At 40.7% G+C, this 17,655-nt stretch carries 16 protein-coding genes; 3 read left to right on the plus strand and 13 right to left on the minus strand.

The window, feature by feature from the left end; genetic code table 11:
* Positions 1-29: 29 nt before the first annotated feature.
* The 7 genes from HWQ38_RS32460 to fdxB form a co-directional block, all read right to left on the minus strand.
* Positions 30-503 (minus strand): ArsC/Spx/MgsR family protein, encoded by a 474-nt coding sequence (locus HWQ38_RS32460; protein ID WP_292802044.1) that lies wholly within the window; start codon positions 501-503, stop codon positions 30-32.
* A gap of 95 nt (positions 504-598) precedes the next feature.
* Entirely contained in the window at positions 599-1,210 is a 612-nt protein-coding gene (locus HWQ38_RS32465; RefSeq protein WP_292802046.1) for a cupin, read from the minus strand.
* 201 nt (positions 1,211-1,411) lie between these two features.
* A complete protein-coding gene (locus HWQ38_RS32470) occupies positions 1,412-1,897 on the minus strand; it encodes a hypothetical protein (protein WP_292802048.1) in 486 nt (161 codons plus the stop codon).
* Between the two features lie 68 nt (positions 1,898-1,965).
* Positions 1,966-2,565 carry a heme-copper oxidase subunit III gene (locus HWQ38_RS32475; RefSeq protein ID WP_292802050.1) on the minus strand — a complete coding sequence of 200 codons (600 nt, stop codon included), beginning with the start codon at positions 2,563-2,565 and terminating at the stop codon, positions 1,966-1,968.
* A gap of 221 nt (positions 2,566-2,786) precedes the next feature.
* Complete coding sequence (gene ctaD, locus HWQ38_RS32480; RefSeq protein WP_292802052.1) at positions 2,787-4,475, minus strand: cytochrome c oxidase subunit I; 1,689 nt, start codon at positions 4,473-4,475, stop codon at positions 2,787-2,789.
* Between the two features lie 232 nt (positions 4,476-4,707).
* Positions 4,708-5,697, minus strand: a complete 990-nt coding sequence (locus tag HWQ38_RS32485; protein ID WP_292802054.1) for a cytochrome c oxidase subunit II — start codon at positions 5,695-5,697, stop codon at positions 4,708-4,710.
* A 651-nt stretch (positions 5,698-6,348) separates the two neighbouring features.
* Positions 6,349-6,642: a ferredoxin III, nif-specific gene (fdxB, locus tag HWQ38_RS32490; RefSeq protein WP_292771319.1), complete on the minus strand. Its 294-nt coding sequence runs from the start codon at positions 6,640-6,642 to the stop codon at positions 6,349-6,351.
* Between the two features lie 1,030 nt (positions 6,643-7,672).
* On the opposite strand from fdxB, the gene HWQ38_RS32495 reads away from it, so the two are divergent.
* On the plus strand, positions 7,673-9,268 hold the full coding sequence (locus HWQ38_RS32495; RefSeq protein WP_292802056.1) for a helix-turn-helix domain-containing protein: 1,596 nt from the start codon (positions 7,673-7,675) through the stop codon (positions 9,266-9,268).
* Between the two features lie 276 nt (positions 9,269-9,544).
* Here HWQ38_RS32495 and HWQ38_RS32500 read toward each other — a convergent pair whose 3' ends face one another.
* A complete protein-coding gene (locus tag HWQ38_RS32500) occupies positions 9,545-10,522 on the minus strand; it encodes a sucrase ferredoxin (RefSeq protein WP_292802058.1) in 978 nt (325 codons plus the stop codon).
* A gap of 1,203 nt (positions 10,523-11,725) precedes the next feature.
* Here HWQ38_RS32500 and HWQ38_RS32505 point away from each other — a divergent pair.
* The gene (locus HWQ38_RS32505; protein WP_292802166.1) at positions 11,726-12,496 is read left to right on the plus strand and encodes a Mut7-C RNAse domain-containing protein; all 771 of its coding nucleotides are present in this window, start codon (positions 11,726-11,728) and stop codon (positions 12,494-12,496) included.
* Between the two features lie 133 nt (positions 12,497-12,629).
* On the opposite strand, the gene HWQ38_RS32510 is transcribed toward HWQ38_RS32505, so the two are convergent.
* Positions 12,630-12,851, minus strand: coding sequence for a hypothetical protein (locus tag HWQ38_RS32510; protein ID WP_292802060.1), 222 nt, complete (start codon positions 12,849-12,851; stop codon positions 12,630-12,632).
* Between the two features lie 111 nt (positions 12,852-12,962).
* Between HWQ38_RS32510 and HWQ38_RS32515 the strand changes: the two genes are divergently transcribed.
* Complete coding sequence (locus tag HWQ38_RS32515; protein ID WP_292802062.1) at positions 12,963-13,928, plus strand: ROK family protein; 966 nt, start codon at positions 12,963-12,965, stop codon at positions 13,926-13,928.
* Between the two features lie 157 nt (positions 13,929-14,085).
* Here the strand turns inward: HWQ38_RS32515 and proB are convergent, their stop codons facing one another.
* The 4 genes from proB to HWQ38_RS32535 form a co-directional block, all read right to left on the minus strand.
* Entirely contained in the window at positions 14,086-15,195 is a 1,110-nt protein-coding gene (proB, locus tag HWQ38_RS32520) for a glutamate 5-kinase (protein WP_292802064.1), read from the minus strand.
* Between the two features lie 281 nt (positions 15,196-15,476).
* Positions 15,477-16,016 (minus strand): YqeG family HAD IIIA-type phosphatase, encoded by a 540-nt coding sequence (locus tag HWQ38_RS32525; RefSeq protein WP_292802066.1) that lies wholly within the window; start codon positions 16,014-16,016, stop codon positions 15,477-15,479.
* A 53-nt stretch (positions 16,017-16,069) separates the two neighbouring features.
* Positions 16,070-16,696 (minus strand): hypothetical protein, encoded by a 627-nt coding sequence (locus tag HWQ38_RS32530; protein WP_292802068.1) that lies wholly within the window; start codon positions 16,694-16,696, stop codon positions 16,070-16,072.
* A gap of 269 nt (positions 16,697-16,965) precedes the next feature.
* A complete protein-coding gene (locus HWQ38_RS32535; RefSeq protein WP_292802070.1) occupies positions 16,966-17,538 on the minus strand; it encodes a DUF3727 domain-containing protein in 573 nt (190 codons plus the stop codon).
* Positions 17,539-17,655: the final 117 nt, after the last annotated feature.

Consider the following 17,655-nt stretch of genomic DNA (forward strand, 5'->3'; position numbering starts at 1 on the left):
ATTACCTCTCCTCATCCCCCTATAGCCCACTAATGTTTACAGCCACCTTCCTTATGGTGATGTTCATGACTCTTAACATGACCGTGAGAGCAGTTTTGCAAATCTTGCTTCATCAGATTTTCGCTGATTTCTTGCAAGGATTCGTCCACAGGCTTTAAGCCAATCCAAGCATCAATCTTTTTTGCATCAAATCCTACCTCGCGGCGTTCGCCTATTTCTAACAAAGGACGGCGAATTAACAGTGGTTCTCTTAGCATTAGCCCCAAAGCGGTATCTGCATCAATTTTTTCAGGAACCACCTCACCAGATTTTATCTTGGGGGAGGAAGGATTAAACCATTCGGCTACGGGGCGATCGCCAAAAAATGAACGCAACCGCTCAACTGTCCAAGGTTCTGTTAGCAGGTCGTATGGTATCACCTCATGACCAGCAGCTGTGAGCAAAACTTTTTGCTTAGTACCACCTTTACAGCCTGGTTTGCTATAAAAAATTACTCTTGCCATTTAACTATCTCCTAATTACTCAATTGTTTGTAATTGGTGCTTTAACGCTAAAGCACCAACTACGAGCCGATGAAATTAATCCTGAGGATTCCCAATTAAAAATTCCTAGACTTATGGGTAACTGAGTCAAACTCAAATCTCTGTTTTGGATCAGTTTCGCCGTAGACATTAAAAGTCACAGTTGGTTCATCACCCACTGCTTCTACACTGTGAATTGCATCGGGAGTGAAGCTAATAATATCCCCTGGAAATAGAGTTACCTCTCCCGTCGGTTCAATTTTTTCCTGAAAATCTGGGCTATGGGTGCGTTGCCAAAAAGTATTTTTTTCTTGACCTTTTAACACCGCCACTATTCCCCACGTCCCATGATTATGAATAGTTGATCGGGTTCCCGGTGCAAATGTTACTGTTTGCACCGTCAACGGAAAACCCAATTCTTCGTATAGGAGTAAAACAGAGGTTCCGGTTTTAGGCGAAGGCTCTAAATATTGACTTCCCACCCAGTAGGAATTTACAATCAATCGCCTTACTAACATTCGGATTTCTGGCAGACGACTGGCTTGATCATCCCCATTATTAAGAACATCTTCTAGTTCAGTTAAAAACCGATAAAGACGATAATTCTCTCTCAATAAATCCCATGCTCTCACAGATTTACAGGCTTGATACTGACCATCCCCTGTTACGAGCAAATCCCTACCTTTCATACCTTTTAAATTGATAGGGAATAAGATTGGAGCACAATCAACTGAGAGATATTAGGAATACTGCTCAGATGAACTTGATTAGGTACGGTGACAGCAGGGAAGATCGGGTTACTATTAGTAGCCGCTCCCCAGAGAGAGTTAGAGGAATATGATCTAGTAGATAACAAATTGTTCATGATGTTCACCTTGATTCTTGAGTAATTAATCATCTTCTTCTGCTGGACGTGTCAAAATATCCAGGAGAATCCCGGCACCAAAATCATTCTTTTCGTCTATCTCTTTGACTTTGGTGCTGATTTCTTTTGCTTGCTCTATCGCTCCTAACTTTGCTAGTACCAATCCAGAAGCGGCATAAGCATTCAAGTACAATCGAATTTGTGGGTCTTCTTTGCGATTGACTAATATAGGCTTCAGTTGCTCCCAGTCATCAGGAAATTTTTCTGCTTCTTTAATTTTATCTAATAATTTGACTGTTGTTTGCCAAGCAAGAGAATAATTATTTTTATAATAGAAAAATCTATATGCTGCTACCAAGACATCTGTATTTTCACCAGTTTGGTCTAAAGCCTGTTGAATATATTTTTCCGATTCTGATGTATTTTCCCAGGTTTGTGCAGCTAAAATTAATAAACTTTTGATGTCATCTGGAACCTGGAACCATGAGAATTTGTGGGGATCAAGTTGCATAATAAATTTATTGGGGAGTGGGCAATGGGGAGTAGGGGGTAGGAATATTGACCACTCCCCACTCACTTTTAAAACAAAGTCAGAACGTACACTAAGGTAAATAAAACAATCCAGATAATGTCTACGAAGTGCCAGTAAATTTCTGTCATTTCGATGAAAGTATGATTTGTTGCAGAATATTCATCGGGATGACGCGATCGCCACAATACACGTAATATCAATAACAGTCCCACAAAAACGTGCAAACCGTGGAACCCTGTCATGAGATAAAAGCAGTTGGCGAAGACGTTGCTAGTCAGTCCGTATCCTAAGGTTGAATACTCATAAACCTGACCACCTAAGAAAATTGCTCCCATGATTGCAGTAATTGCATACCACAGTTGCATTCCCTTGACGTTATTCTTTTTAATCGCCGTATCTCCGAAGTGAATCACGAAACTACTAGACACCAAAATAATGGTGTTAATCGTCGGCACAAGTAATTCTACTTCACTTCCTTCTGGAGGCCAAACGGCTGTAGTACCTCGGAAAAACAAATAAGTGGCAAAAAATCCTCCAAACATCAGGGATTCAGAGGCGAGAAACGTCAACAGTCCCCAAACTCTTAAATCTGGATGTTCTTCGTGTTCTGCACTGTGATCTTCGCTTGTCGTTGTAGCTATAGTCATAGATTTTTTGACAATATTATCTGCTGCGTCTGTTGTGGAGAATGAATGAAGTCTTTTTTAAACGCAAAGGAACGCAAAGTAAACGCAAAGGTACGCAGAGTTTTACCTCAGTTCGTAGCGAATGGACTCAAACAAACTTTGCGCTCCTCTGCGCTTACCTCTGCGCTCCTTTGCGTTTAAACTTAAACCCTCAATTCGCCACGAATTTACGAAACTGTCTACTAAGCACTAACTTCCGGCGTTGCAGATGGCTGTATTTCAGTGCTATGACCATGACCGTAGTCATAAGGCCCATGAGTGACAACCGGCAACACTTCCCAGTTTTCAATTGCGGGTGGTGAACTAGTTGTCCATTCTAAAGTCAAAGCTTGCCAAGGATTATCACCAGCCAAAGGCCCCTTCAGCCAACTGTAAATCATGTTGATGGCAAAAGGAATTACTGATATCCCCAAAACAAATGAACCAAAGGTACAAATCTGATTGAGGTCGATAAATTGGGGGTCATACATTGCCACTCGTCGGGGCATTCCTTTTAAACCCAACTCGTGCATGGGTAAAAAGGTCAGATTAGTGCCGATGAAAGTAAGGGCAAAATGAACGCGTCCCCAGGTTTCATTTAGCATTCTTCCGGTCATTTTGGGGAACCAGTGATAAATACCGGCGTAGATGCCAAACACGGAACCGCCAAACAGAACGTAGTGAAAATGTCCGACAACATAATATGTGTCGTGGACGTGAACATCAAAGGGGGCTGTTCCCATCGTCACACCGCTTAAGCCGCCCATGACAAACATCGACAACAAACCAATGGCAAAAAGCATCGCACTGGTGAAGCGGATTTTACCACCCCAGAGGGTCGCAACCCAGGCGAAAATCTTCACGCCAGTCGGAACTGCAACTATGAGCGTAGAGATAGTGAAGAACATCCGCATCCAACCGGGTGTACCACTGGTAAACATGTGGTGTACCCAGACGAACAAACCCACAACGCAGATTGCTACACTAGAATAAGCGATCGCTTTATAACCAAAGATGGGCTTGCGGGAGTGAACTGGAATTACCTCCGACATGATGCCGAAGATGGGCAGAATCATTAAATATACTGCAGGGTGGGAATAAAACCAGAATAAGTGTTGATAAATTACAACGTTACCGCCTGCATCTGGTTTAAAGAAGGAGGTGCCAAAGTTGAGGTCAAACAACAGCAGAACTAAACCGGCTGCTAATACAGGTGTAGAGAGAAGCGCCAACAGGGAGGTTGCCAAGATTGCCCAGCAAAACAGGGGTACTTGATCCCATTTCATGCTGGGAACCTTCATCATCAAAATGGTGATCACAAAGTTCAGCGAACCCAAAATTGAAGAAGTTCCCACCAAAACGATCGCCAGTATCCACATAGTTTGAGCGATGGGTGCTGTCACCAAACTCAATGGTGGGTAAGCTGTCCAACCAGATTGCGAACCGCCAAAAATGAAACTACCTAATATCAGCGCTCCTGCTGGTGGATTTAACCAAAAAGCGATCGCGTTCAGCTTCGGGAAAGCCATATCCCTAGCACCAACCATCAATGGCACCAAATAGTTACCAAATCCCCCAATAGCGCTAGGGACAATCCACAGGAAGATCATGATCGTCCCGTGATTGGTCATGAAAGCGTTATACAGATTGGGGTCGAGGAAGTCTGCATCTGGTGTTGCTAATTCGACACGCAGAGCAACAGCCATCAGTCCACCGATGAGATAGAATACAAACGCTGTCACTAGGTATTGAATACCAATAACCTTGTGGTCAACATTAAATGTAAAATAGTCCTGCCATTTCCACGCCTGCGGATGGGAGGTGTGGCCAGCCACCATTTTCGGTTTATTTTCTTCTGGTGGAGTATTCCGGGGAAATTCTACCTGCGTCATATTTTTTACCACTATGCGGAGTCCAGGGTCAAACGTCCAAAGTAATTACAGCAGTTTTCAAATGAATAGACCTCTCTCCAAACCTCTCTCCTTGAAGGAGAGAGGCTTTGAATTTTCCCCTTCCCTATTAGGGAAGAGGGTAGGGGTTTAGGTCTTTTTTTTGTAGTCTACTCAACTAAAAATCCCTGTAAATGTGACTCTTGACTAATGACTAATGACCAATGACCAATGACTAATGACTAATGACCAATGACTTTAGAGTTGCTGCACTAATTCCCAGATCATGGGTATGGGGCGCGAGAAACTCTGATGTTGATAAGTCGGCTGGATTAATTGCAACGACTTGATTTAGGTTTTGCTGTTGAGCAATTTGATTTTCTGTCCGCCAGCTATTATATTCTTCTGGTGTGTGGACAATTACCTGTGTCCGCATTGAACCGTGATAACCACCGCATAACTCAGCACAAACTACGGGATATGTACCTGGTTTGGTGGCGACAAATCGTAGTTCGGTAGGGATACCGGGAAGTGCATCTTGTTTCAGGCGGAAATTTGGCACCCAGAATGAGTGAATTACATCTTGTGCTGAAAGGTTGAGTTGGACATCAGCACCGACGGGTATGTGCAATTCCCCAGAGGTAATGCCACTATCGGGATAATTAAATATCCAGGCGTACTGTATGCCTTTGACATCAACAACTAAATCGGCTGGTTTGTTTAGGGTTTGAGGAGATGCACCGATGCCAATTGTCGGGGCAATTGTTGGGGCAGTTGTTGCTTGGGAGGTATTGCTTAATGTAGCCGCGATAGCGGTTCCCGGCATCTGAGCAACATGTGCTGCTGAATGAGGATGACCCGCAGGATCAAAGCCTCCCATTCGGTTAAAAACATCTACACTGTAGATGCCCAAGAGGAGGACAATCACTGTTGGGATTGCTGTCCAAAAGACTTCTAAGGGAACGTTGCCTTCCACTCTCACGCCATCGGTATCGTCACCCGGACGGCGACGAAACTGAATCAAAAAAACTACAATTGTTCCTTCTACCACTAAGAAGAGTGCGATCGCAATGGTAAACATGACGTTAAAAAAACCGTCTACCAAAGGCGCTTGTAACGATGCTTGCACCGGCATGAGAGTGTGGTTTTGACCAATCCAAATGCTGATTGCTGTAACTACTATCCCAGCAACCAGAGTCCATAGTGAAACAGGAACTTGTTGCATACATGCTACCTGCTTTGTAAACCGTCTTTAAACGTGTGATTTTCTAGCAATTGGGAATTGAGCATTGTTATCTATTCCCTACTCTCCATTCCCCATTCCCTTTTCACTTATTAACTTTCTAACGTGCAGCCATAAAAAATGGGGGAAACTTCCAGATTTTTTCCATATCTTTCCCCCATAAAATTACAAATTATATTTCAACTCCTATGACAAAGTTAGCCCCCTGCTTTCAGAAAAGCTAGTTGTTCCAAGAGGGCACTGTTAGACTCAGGGCTATTTTGTTCTAGACATAAACCGCCCAGAACTAAAGTTCCTCTCTTATAGCTAAAGTCCGTTAAAACGGACTATAATCTTTTCTCATTCGTCTAAAGACGAATAAGTACTATTAGACTCAGAATAAATTCTGAGGCAGGCTAGATGAGAATAAAATAGCACTGTTGTTAGACCTAATATTGATTAGGCTATATTAGCAGCAAGTTTAAATTTGTTAATAGCTAACAATTTGCGATTTACGGATTTGTTTACTGTGAACTTTTTATTAGTTCTAGTAAATATTTAGTCTTCCCCTCAAGTTACCTTGCCTAGCGCATTTGCACTTTCTACAAACAGTGCCCCTTGAATGAACAACAATTTTGACTAACTCCAAAAACCTTAATTGTTTAATGCAACATGGGTGTAGCAGTTCTTGGGACAAATCCGTGAACACGCTTCACAACCAATGCAGTTATCAGGAGAAGTAACTGCCATTACTTTCCGTTCAACTTCTTCATCATCTTCATCTTCTACAAATTCGCCTTCTTCATTGAGCGCCTTCAAACCTAGCACATTGTATCCGCATACTTTAACGCATCTGCCACAGCCGATACATTTATCCTTGTCGATTTCCTGAGCAAATTTTGGTGTCCAAGTCTTACCGCCAAATGTCAAGCCTGTTAGTTGTGCCATGAATAAATCCTCAGCAATTTTGCCTGTCAATCTGTTTGTGCATTAATCATCATATTATCCTAATATTTTATTTTATTGGTATTCAAAAATTACTTTTATCTCATCAAATTTCGATGACTTTGAACACAATGCAAAATTATTTTTATTTCAATTTATAGATGAAAATTATTACTAATAATATGTTTTGCTTGTTCCCATGCTCTGCACGGGAATGCATTCATTGAGTCTCTGACTCAAATCTAACTCAAGGCAGCAGCCCCTAATCAGCCATTCCCATGCAGAGCATAGAAAGAGAGAAGGAAAAATTGGGGATAAAGCCTCGTGTAGATGCAGTTTTATTATTTCCCGCAAATGCAACTATATCTATAACAGTGATGATATTCTTTTTCAAATATAATTAGGTTTAGGCAAATAAATATAGACGAATAGTATATATATACAAAATTAGATGTTCATTAGTTACAATTTCATATATGCAATATGTATTTTATCAAGCAACAATTTTCAATTTAGCTGTGATTAAAGTATTTAGAGAAATCTTGACAAAATAAATATTATCTTGTCAAATAAAGAAACATAATGAATTTATGAAGTAACTGTAAAGTTTGTGGCAGAATATTATCATGCATTAAATATTAAAATTATTAACAAATCAGATTAAGTCTAATTACAATCGGCTTAAATTTTTCATAAAAAGAGTTTGGGTAAGGTTTTATGGTCAAATCTAAAATGTTCATTAATTACCTAATAAAATAAATGTTAAGATTTTTTTCTAAGCTCAGTACGAACAAATTAATCATTTTTTTCATGAAATGTATAGTTAATAAGAAGTTTTCTTAGGCTCAGTTTTAAAGCCTTAAATATCTTCCAATTGGATGCGAAATCAAAATATGGATGTGGGGAGTGAGTGTGGTGAGAAAAGATGATTCTCGCCAGAAAGATAATGTGGTAGCGAGTCATGAATAAACAGGACTCATCCAGGGGAGACCTGAGACAGACATCTCAACGATTAGAGTGGGAAAAGAGCCTTATGCCTTATACAATTCCTAACAACAGTTGCGTTGGATGTGACAACTGCCGCCCCCAATGTCCTACGGGTGCAATCAAAATAGAGGACAATGAATACTGGGTTGATCCTGGTCTTTGTAATAATTGTGAGGGCTATTATCCAGAGCCGCAATGTGTAATCGCTTGTCCAACTAATTCTCCGATTCCTTGGCAGGCGAAAAAGGGGAGATGCAAAGTTGAACCGAGAGATGCTACTAGCTTAGACTTGTTTTCTAACGGCAAGAATAACCCATTTGCTTCAGCGATCGCAATTTGGGAAGCTTGTAATGTATTGGCGCAACGCACATCCCTACATTGGGAAACTGATGAAGACGGCTATTTATGTTACAGCCGACAAGTCAACCAAGGTCGAGGTGCGATCGCCTTTCACATCCAAGATCCATTCAAAGTTAACGACAAGGCGACAGATTTGGCAGCAATTGAGGGGCTTGACATCAGAGCTGCTTGCATACATCTGATTTTTGCAGCTTATGCCACAGCCTTAGATCAACCTTGCGAACAAGAATTTGCGATCGATGAACGACAAATCGAGAAATATTTGGGGATGGAAAAACGCAAAGATTTGAGCAAAGCTGCCAAGCTAGCTTTAATGAAAAATATCGTTCAGCAAGCTTGCTCACTGATTATCTCCATTGATTGGCCTCAACAAGGTCGAATTAACGGATTCTCTATTACAGGCAGCCGCTTATGGCACTTAGTAGATATTCAACACCACTTTCAAGAAGACAATCTTGGATGCAAATATCTTATTGGGTTAACTTTTAAAGTAAAAGCAGGCTTATGGGCAAAATATTTCTTAAACAAACAAGCATGTAAAGAGCGAACCGCATTCTATCAATACGGCAGTCTTCCTAAAACGCTGTTAACCACAGTCATGAGTATTTGGCAGCAACATGAAGGCGCAGTCCGACTAATGCTGTGGTTGCTGTTTAAAACCAAAATGGGCAAAGAACAACGCATCACCATTCCTACCTTGCTGCGTATTGCTTACGGTGAAGAAAAAGTTGCCCTTGCATCCAGACAACGGGAAGAACGCAAACGTCTGCTGCGAACTTTTGAAAGCGATTTGGAAATTCTCCATCATTATGGAATGAAACCACTTTTCGATCCAGTTACCTATCCATTAGAAATTCAACCTTTGTGGGCGAAATTAGTTGATCTTCCCGAAGATCCAGATGAAGCATTAGAATTTTGGACTAATGACGGTGGTGCTGAAACTCGCCTCACAGACACAGGTCCCCGTGGGAAGTGGAATCTGCTAATGAATGCGCGAATTTTGGCTTTTGAACTCCCACCAGAATGGGAACAGCAAATCTCAGAATCGGAAAAAAAGAAAACAAGAACTGCTAAAGCCAAAAGAAAGCCTAAAACTACAAACGATTTACTAGGTGAACAGATTTTGCAAGCGCGAAAAAATTTGAATCTTTCTCAAAGAGAGTTGGCAAAACTCACAGGTAAAAGTCAAAGCTGGATTCGAGATATCGAAAATGGTCGTTTAAAAGCCAAATTAGAAGACCAAATACTGTTACGGAAAGTCTTAAATATGGCTTCATCTTAATTTTGGATTTGGAATTTAGAACTTTAACGCAAAAGGGCGCAAAGGGAAGCGCAGAGGGGCGCAGAGATTTTATTACGAATTTATGCAATGTTGTACTAAATATAGCATTTCATTAATTCATAGCTAAATTTGGCAATACTTTGCGCTTCCCTTTGCGTGATGGCAGTCGCTACAACGGGGAGCCACTGCGGTGGACGGGTTCCCCGGCATAAAGCAAGTGGCGTGGGAACCCCCGCAACGCGCTGCCTCCCCTCTGCGTTTAAAAAATCTCCACTTTTATGTACTATAACTCATTACCTTACTAGAGGTAGGCCAGAGACTACCTACAGCATATTTAGTAACTACTAACTCTTGTGTAGCATTGCATGAACTCTTCAATTGTTGAGTCTTTGTTTCATCTTTCACAAGTTTAGCCTGATAAGTGTAGAGAGAACCAGAAGGCTTTTCAAAACTTAGTTCAGCGAGAATAGTATTATTGTCTAAACTTTGCTCCAAAATTTTGCCTGCAACTTTGTAGTTAAACCAATCCCATCCGTTCTGGAGGATTAGTTCTCTTTCCAAAATCTGAAGTGCAGCAGGCAGAATTCCCCAGCCTCGATAGACTTTATTTAAGCATTGAATATCACCAGTACGGTTCAGAATTGATCTGAATGAATCTTGATCGAGAACACCATAATATCTTCCTTCTGGCAAGTCTATAACTGTTGGTGCAAACCGATGTCCTCCAAAGTGTGATGATTTCCAAATTCGCACATTATCCAAGCATAAATCAGCAGTAGTCGCTGTTACTTTGAAGTAAAAGGGAGCGCCATATCTGGCACAACACTTATCATGGCTACCGTGGGTACACACTAAAATATCTCTAGTTGTACTAGTTTCCACCTCAAAATTAGCACTGATACCCGATAAACATTTTTGGACAACTGCTGCTACTTGCTCAATATTTCCTAGTTTAAACTCTTGCTTGCAGAAACCATTACTTAGTCCTTCTTTTCTTTGATAAATTAAAAGCGTAGTCTGGTTGACTTTGTGTGATAGATCATTAGCAATTAACAGGAATATAATTGGTAGTTTAGCACGCTTGACTTCTTGTACTAAAATCCTCAAATTCTCTGGCACCCACTTGGAACTAAAGGCTTCTGATGTCCAAGGTAGAGGACACTCAACTAAAATATAGGTTTGGTAATTGGTGGCACTACCAATAACATCTTCTCCTGCTTGCCGCGAATAGTCAGAACAAAAAACAGTATTCATCTAGCTATACTCATTAGCGTATTTTATGGACGAAAGGTATTAGAAACTACAATTGTGTTTTTAACTACAATATCCTTAATTCAAGGAGATAAAAAAGAACAATATGTATTTCGCAGTTCAAACTAACTAGCCATTTTAGAACATCGTTTTTGATCAACCTCTTCCTCGTTAATAAATTCTCCCCAATAGAGATAAATAGTGTCAAGAGATATTTTTTCCTAGTAGTGGAATTAATTTTGTATCGAGTTTTATTGTTATCTAGTATTTCATAAATTTTCACTTGCTGAAACTCGGATTTTCTGAAGTTGTTTTTTTTGGCAAAATCAAATATATTAAACTTTGTGCGTAGATGCATACTACTAGGTCGAAGCTAGCTACACCCAGCGCGTTGCCCTGAGCTTGCCGAAGGGTCTGGTAGAGAAGCAGCTTGTTGTCAGACATCGCTTGGAGAGTAACAGGCGATTAACTTGCTGGCAATGTCGATGTCGCTGATATTACAATTAAAAATATTACTAGCAGCAAGATACTTATTTAAAGTTTTCCTAAAATTATCTACATAACTAGTTACAAATCCTATTTTTATAGATAAAGATATAATCCTGTGTCGTTATTCTGAGGAATATATTCCTCAAGGTAGATGCGTCAACATTTAACCAACAGTATAAGCTTGCCAAAGCCTATACTGTTTTAAGACTTATTCCACACTATTTGCTTTTAATGTATCTATGGATATCTAAATCATATTGCAAATTATTCTCAATTATCTAAGAATAAATAAAAATAATTAAATCAGGGGTAAATGCTTTACTGCCCCTTAGTCCATGCGGGATAAGTTAATGATCAAAACTAGTGACTAATTATTAACAGCGTCACTGACATCAACATTAACAAACCTGATATTTAGCTTTTTACCTAATCTAACTTTCTGAACCTCATGTCAGAGTTTGATCATAGGCATCTGCCTTGACTGTAGCTGAAGTCAATAATAAATGCAAGTATTTGATAATCTTTATTAATCCTTTACAATTTATAACTTTCAGGAGGTTGGTTAAATCAAGGTTAACCGCATTTTATAATGGAGACAACTGACTCTAACAAGCATTGATACTTTGAATATAATAGATAAAGTTTTGTAATTGTGACAAATTGTTGTCAGTAGGGTAGCAGAGCTGTGTGCGCCTACTAATCCAAATATCTGTGGCTATGGCGATCGCATATTTCTATTTCCATGCAGAATTGAATTATTTTTTACCACGACATCATCAGCAGGTAAGAATCTCTCATTTTTTTGAGGAGAAAGCCTCAATTAAGGACATAATTCAGTCGTTGGGTGTGCCTCATCCAGAAGTTGATTTGCTCAATGTGAATGGTGAATATGTAAATTTTTCTTACATTGTTTCGGATGGAGATACTATTAATGTTTATCCAATTTCAGCTAGGAGTGTTATTATACCAAGCGTTTCTGTTCTCCGAAAACCGCTTAGTATTATCCGCTTTGTTTTAGATATTCATTTGGGCAAGCTAGCGACATCTCTACGACTTTTAGGTTTTGATACTTTATACCGCAATGACTACGAGGATGAGAAATTAGCCCAAATATCCTCCAATCAAGCGCGGATTCTCTTGACTCGTGATAAAGGTCTACTGATGCGTAGTTTGGTAACGCATGGGTATTACGTTAGAAACACTAACCCTCAACAACAAATCATAGAAGTACTGCAACGATTTGACTTATTTCAATTAATCTCACCATTTAAACGGTGTTTGCGTTGCAATGGATTATTAGAACCTGTAGATAAGCAATCCATCATTGATCAAGTGCCAGAAAAGGTGCGATGCCTACGGCGGCAAGCTACGCAGATTGATCAATTCCAGCGTTGTCCAGACTGCGATCGCATTTATTGGAAAGGTTCGCATTATGAACGATTACAACAGTTTATTGATGGAGTAGTTAACTCACAAACAGATGAGTAAGTTAGGAATAAGAATTAAATAACATCCAATTTACCTCACCCTCAATCCCTCTCCTTATAAAGGAGAGGGAAGCTAGAGACAGGATGAAGTTTTCCATTTTATTTAATCTACGTTCCTTAGTAATGATAATTATTTATCCACCTGAAAGATTGGCGCTAACTATTGGACTATCCCCAATTTTTGGATCTTCATTTTCGCCATTGAAATCATCAGGAGTGGGGTTTTGCTTCCTCTGTCCACTAACTTCTTCAGGTTCAATGGGATCTGCCTCTTGAGCTTTATCGATATCAATAGACTCAGGAGGTTCTTTAGCGTGAGATAAATCAATAAGTGGTTTTGGTTGCTCGGTAGTCATAAGTTGCTAAATCATCTAGTTTTCTCTAGTGTTAAATGTATCTTGATCGCAAACATCTTTCCTGAGAGAGAAACCTTGCCTTGTGATGGTATAAAAGGAGCATAAAAGACTGTGGCATTTATCCTAGCTCTCGATTTTGGCGGAACTAAACTGGCGGCGGCAACTGTAAATATTGGTTCTAGAAAGTGGTTGGGTTATGAACGTCGTCTCTCGCCAGGGAGTGCAGATGCTAAAACTGATTTGGAAATTATGCGATCGCTTATTTACTCGCTGCTGCAAGATACAAAACCTGCTGCGATCGGTGTCAGCTTTGGGGGACCAGTGGACGCTTCCACGGGGACGGTGCGACTATCTCATCATGTCGCCGGATGGGAAAATATTCCCCTCAAAGGTTTGTTGGAGAAGGAGTTTGGTGTTCCTGTTGGTGTAGATAATGATGCTAACGTTGCTGCTTTGGGTGAACATCGTTTTGGTGCCGGTCAGGGATACGATAGCCTGTTTTACATAACTGTTAGCACTGGCGTCGGTGGTGGTTGGATACTCAACGGTAAGCCTTGGCGGGGTGCTGGTGGGATGGCTGGCGAAATTGGACACATGGTTGTCGATCCTGCTGGACCAGTTTGTTTATGTGGTAAGCGGGGATGTGTGGAACGTTTGGCGTCGGGGCCTTATATGGCACAAAATCTTAGGGAAATTTTGGAAAAGATACCGCCAAGACGCGGAGGACTCAGAGATGGAGAGGTTTTAAGGCATTTGGTGGGGGATAATTTAGAGTTGCTAACGGGACAGCTGGTAAGTGAAGCTGCGGCGGCTGGTGATGATTTGGCTAAGGAAGTTTTGCACAAGGCTGCTTGGGCGCTGGGTGTGGGTATTGGCAATGTGGCGAACTTGATGAATCCGCAGCGCTTTGTATTAGGAGGTGGTGTGATGAAGGCGGGGGAGGATTTTTGGCGGGTTGTGCGTCAGGTGGCGCGGGACACGGCTTTGCCGGAAGTTGATTTTGAAATTGTGCCGGCGGTGCTGGGTGATGATGCGCCGTTGTGGGGGGCGGTGGCGATCGCTTCTATGTTAGTTTGATATTTGCTTTGAGGGAATTATTTTGAACTTTTCCCAACTTAACCCAGGTCGAAAGAAGCGTTGTTCTTCTGGTAAGTTAACAGCATTTTCTAACGTTTGAGTCATAATATTTTTTACTCTCCCAGTTAGTAGTCACGAAATTTATCTCATTTCCATCTTAAGTCAAAACCAAATTATCTCGGTGAATTACGGTTTCCGCACCGGCATAACCTAAAATTGTCGGAATTTCCCGCGAATGGAACCCGCGAATCTTTTGCAGTTGATCGCTGTTGTAATTCACAAGTCCTCTAGCAATTTCGTTCCCGTTGGTGTCACACAATTGCACGGCATCCTGGGTATCAAACTCTCCTTCTAATGTCTTAATTCCAGCCGCTAATAAGGATTTTCCCGCTAGAGAAATTGCCGCGATCGCACCTTCATCTAAATACAATTTTCCCGCAGGTACAAGTCCGTAAGCTATCCAACGTTTACGCGCCGAAGTTGGTTCAGGTTGCGGTTCAAAATGCGTTCCAATAAGTTCACCTTGGATAATTTTTTCGATATTCCGGGGAAATCGCCCTTGAGTAATTACGGTACGCACTCCAGCCGCGATCGCAATTCTCGCAGCCGAAATTTTTGTCACCATACCACCAGTACCCCACTGAGAACCTTGGGAACCTGTTTGTATTTGTAATTCTGTTAATTCCTTAATGCTACTAACTAGAGCGATCGGTCGCGCATCTGGTACGGAACGCGGATCAGCTGAGTACAACCGATCGACATCGGTAAGCAAAAATAGCCAATCTGCTTCTACGAGGCTGGCAACCAATGCCGAAAGGGTATCATTATCACCAAATTTTAGTTCGTCTATTGCTACGGTATCATTTTCATTAACTATGGGGATCACTCCCAGTCTCAGTAGTTCCTGAAAAGTGTTGTAGACGTTCAGATAGCGGCTGCGCTGTACTAAGTCGCTGCGAGTCAATAATACTTGGGCGATCGCCTGTTGAAGAGTACTAAATAAATCATCGTATATACGGATTAACCTGCCTTGCCCAACTGCTGCTACAGCCTGTTTCAGTGCGATCGCCTTGGGACGTTCAGTTAAGCCCAATCGCGCACAACCCACCCCCACAGCACCAGAAGAAACCAAAATCACCCGATGTCCTTGGCGTCTTAAATGGCAGAGTGTTTCCGCCAAGGTAGCGATCGTAGAAAGTGCTAATTGTCCTGTTTCTGGTTGGGTTAGGCTAGAAGTGCCGATTTTGACAACAATTGTTAGTGGCATTTAAATAGTGAGGAGTTAGGAGTTAGGAGTTAGGAGTTGAATTTAATTCATAACTCATAACCCTTCGACAAGCTCAGGGCATCGCTTCTAACTCCTAACTCAAATTGTAAAGCGCCAATCCTTCTATAGTGAAGGCTGACGCTTTACGGGTGTATATTTACTTAGTATGGGTTAGGGTCTTTTTTGGCTGATCCCATCTTATTAATACTTATGATCCCCGATTTTTGGCTGACAATAAGATTCCTTAATCATTTCTTTAGATTTACTTTCCTGACGATTTCTCAAGTTTTGTGAATCTTAGTTTTCTTGGGAGTAATAGAGGCTCCTAAGATTTCTGATATCCAAACTTCAAAGTTGCGTACTGGATGAGAGCGCAGAGCTGCATCTGCATGAACAATCGGTTCAACTAAAATCGTAAACATCCCCAGGCGATTACCTGCTAAAACATCGGTAAACAAGCGATCGCCTACCATCCCCACTTGATGCACTGGTAGATCCATTCCCCTAAGTGCAGCCCTAATTTTGCGTCGGGAAGGCTTGGCTGCACCCAAATAGTAAGGTAGATTGAGCGATCGCGCAATTCCACCAATTCGCACTTCACTCAGGTTATTACTCACCAAGCACAATCTAGTACAGGTGCGAATTTGCTCCACCCACTGCCGTAATTCTGGGGAAGCCATCCCGACTGTAAAAGGTACTAAAGTTTCATCTACATCCAATACCAGCCCTTTAAGCCCGTATTTTTGGATAATATCTGGTGTTAGGTTCAACACTGAACCCTCTAAAATCAAGTCAGGCTGTAAAAGATTGTTCCAAGTCATAGTCAACAGTCAAATGTAGATAGGTCAAACAAATGAGCATAACCTAATATAGTTTAGTTAGTCGAACTCCATCCTGGGATATCTCCCTGAACACTTTGAGATAAAATTCCTAAAATCTTATCTATTTCTTTGATGTAATAATTACTTAAATCAATAAATATATCGTTTTCTTCTAACTTCAAAAACTTCCAAATATCCCCCGTTGTTACCGCGCCGTAAATTATCCTAATTTCATTTCCTTCTTGTTGATTAAACAATTGTGCTGCCAACATTGCGGCTGCACATTGACCTAATCCACCTTTAATATTTTCATTTTTGGCTTCAATAATAACCACCACAGGCACATTAATTGTTAGTTGCTCTTTAGAACGACTGATGATAAAGTCACAATAGCCATTCAGTCCGTTTTCTGCATCTACATTAAAGTCTGTTCCCGAAAATAAACTAATTGGATAATTAGCCCTGCGTCTTACCTCCAACAATATCGGAGTAATAATCATTTCCGAACGAGCTTTTTCAGTATTAATTGCTAAAGCCAGTTCTGTAGTTTCTTCTAAAGAATTTTTGAGTTTCTCACTTGCCTGTAAAGGTTCTATGTCGGCACATAAATCAGTTTCTTCATCAATGCGGATGCTGAATGACTTTTTAAATTTACTTAATGTAAAGTCACTATAAGCCATTTTCAGCACCTCATAGTAATTTTGGATTTTAGATTTGTCGTGAACTTTCAGTCGAACGATTTTGGATTTTGAATTTTAGATTGAAAATCTTTACCAAAGTCTTTTTTTCCGAATCTCAAACAATATTAATAGTCCCAATTTAGTGTCAATGTTTCATTGCTTCCACATTTAATGGGACATGGCAAAAGGTTTAAGTAGATTGTGATTACATTGAAAAATTCCCAATTAAAAAATTCAAAATGAAAATGTTACATTTTGAATTTTTAATCTTATTCCACCTCATTAAAAAGATGTTCCTCTAACAGAGGTTGCACTTTGCGAAACTCCTCTGGAGAGAGTAATTCCGGTTGACCTGTTTTAGCTATCCGTGCAAAAAACAACAGGGGATCGAGGGGTGTATAAATTGCATACTCCTGATCTTCATCATAGAAGCTAGCGAGTAGCTGTAATTGCTCTGGCTCTAAATCTGCCTCTTCATCTTCAATTTCTAAGGTAAAGAGTTCTGATTCTTCAACTGGCGGTAAATCACCTGCGACTGTCAAAGCATAGGCTGTGTTCTTCAATATCAGGTTCTGCTCAGATAGTACCGCTTGAGCAGTGGCAAAAATTTGCTCAATAGTGCTATCGTCTTCTACCAGAACCGCTTCTTCTTCCTCACCCTCACCTTCCCAAGAAAAAATTTCTACAGGTGAGTCTACAGGAAGAAGTAAAACATATTCTTGCCCATCTACCTCCAGGGAATGCTCTATATAACATTCGAGCGATCGCCCTTTGTCATCGGTTAAAGTGATGGAACCCGCATGAGCGTTATCATTTTCTTCAGGAAATGGGGAGGGAAACATAGCCGAAATCTAGAAATTTAATAAATACCAGCAAGTTTGAAAATCGCTTAACTATTTAATCACATCTTATGTTAATTAAATAGCTTTACACGTAGATCCAACTGCTGGCTAATCGTT

It is taken from the genome of Nostoc sp. NMS7 (genome assembly GCF_017115085.1).
Taxonomy (GTDB): Bacteria; Cyanobacteriota; Cyanobacteriia; order Cyanobacteriales; family Nostocaceae; genus Nostoc.

Coding starts and splice junctions, on each gene's coding strand:
- HWQ38_RS32460 (WP_292802044.1), bottom strand. CDS start 503: ATGGCAAGAGTAATTTTTTATAGCAAACCAGGCTGTAAAGGTGGTACT.
- HWQ38_RS32465 (WP_292802046.1), bottom strand. CDS start 1,210: ATGAAAGGTAGGGATTTGCTCGTAACAGGGGATGGTCAGTATCAAGCC.
- HWQ38_RS32470 (WP_292802048.1), bottom strand. CDS start 1,897: ATGCAACTTGATCCCCACAAATTCTCATGGTTCCAGGTTCCAGATGAC.
- HWQ38_RS32475 (WP_292802050.1), bottom strand. CDS start 2,565: ATGACTATAGCTACAACGACAAGCGAAGATCACAGTGCAGAACACGAA.
- ctaD (WP_292802052.1), bottom strand. CDS start 4,475: ATGACGCAGGTAGAATTTCCCCGGAATACTCCACCAGAAGAAAATAAA.
- HWQ38_RS32485 (WP_292802054.1), bottom strand. CDS start 5,697: ATGCAACAAGTTCCTGTTTCACTATGGACTCTGGTTGCTGGGATAGTA.
- fdxB (WP_292771319.1), bottom strand. CDS start 6,642: ATGGCACAACTAACAGGCTTGACATTTGGCGGTAAGACTTGGACACCA.
- HWQ38_RS32495 (WP_292802056.1), top strand. CDS start 7,673: ATGCCTTATACAATTCCTAACAACAGTTGCGTTGGATGTGACAACTGC.
- HWQ38_RS32500 (WP_292802058.1), bottom strand. CDS start 10,522: ATGAATACTGTTTTTTGTTCTGACTATTCGCGGCAAGCAGGAGAAGAT.
- HWQ38_RS32505 (WP_292802166.1), top strand. CDS start 11,726: ATGGCGATCGCATATTTCTATTTCCATGCAGAATTGAATTATTTTTTA.
- HWQ38_RS32510 (WP_292802060.1), bottom strand. CDS start 12,851: ATGACTACCGAGCAACCAAAACCACTTATTGATTTATCTCACGCTAAA.
- proB (WP_292802064.1), bottom strand. CDS start 15,195: ATGCCACTAACAATTGTTGTCAAAATCGGCACTTCTAGCCTAACCCAA.
- HWQ38_RS32525 (WP_292802066.1), bottom strand. CDS start 16,016: ATGACTTGGAACAATCTTTTACAGCCTGACTTGATTTTAGAGGGTTCA.
- HWQ38_RS32530 (WP_292802068.1), bottom strand. CDS start 16,696: ATGGCTTATAGTGACTTTACATTAAGTAAATTTAAAAAGTCATTCAGC.
- HWQ38_RS32535 (WP_292802070.1), bottom strand. CDS start 17,538: ATGTTTCCCTCCCCATTTCCTGAAGAAAATGATAACGCTCATGCGGGT.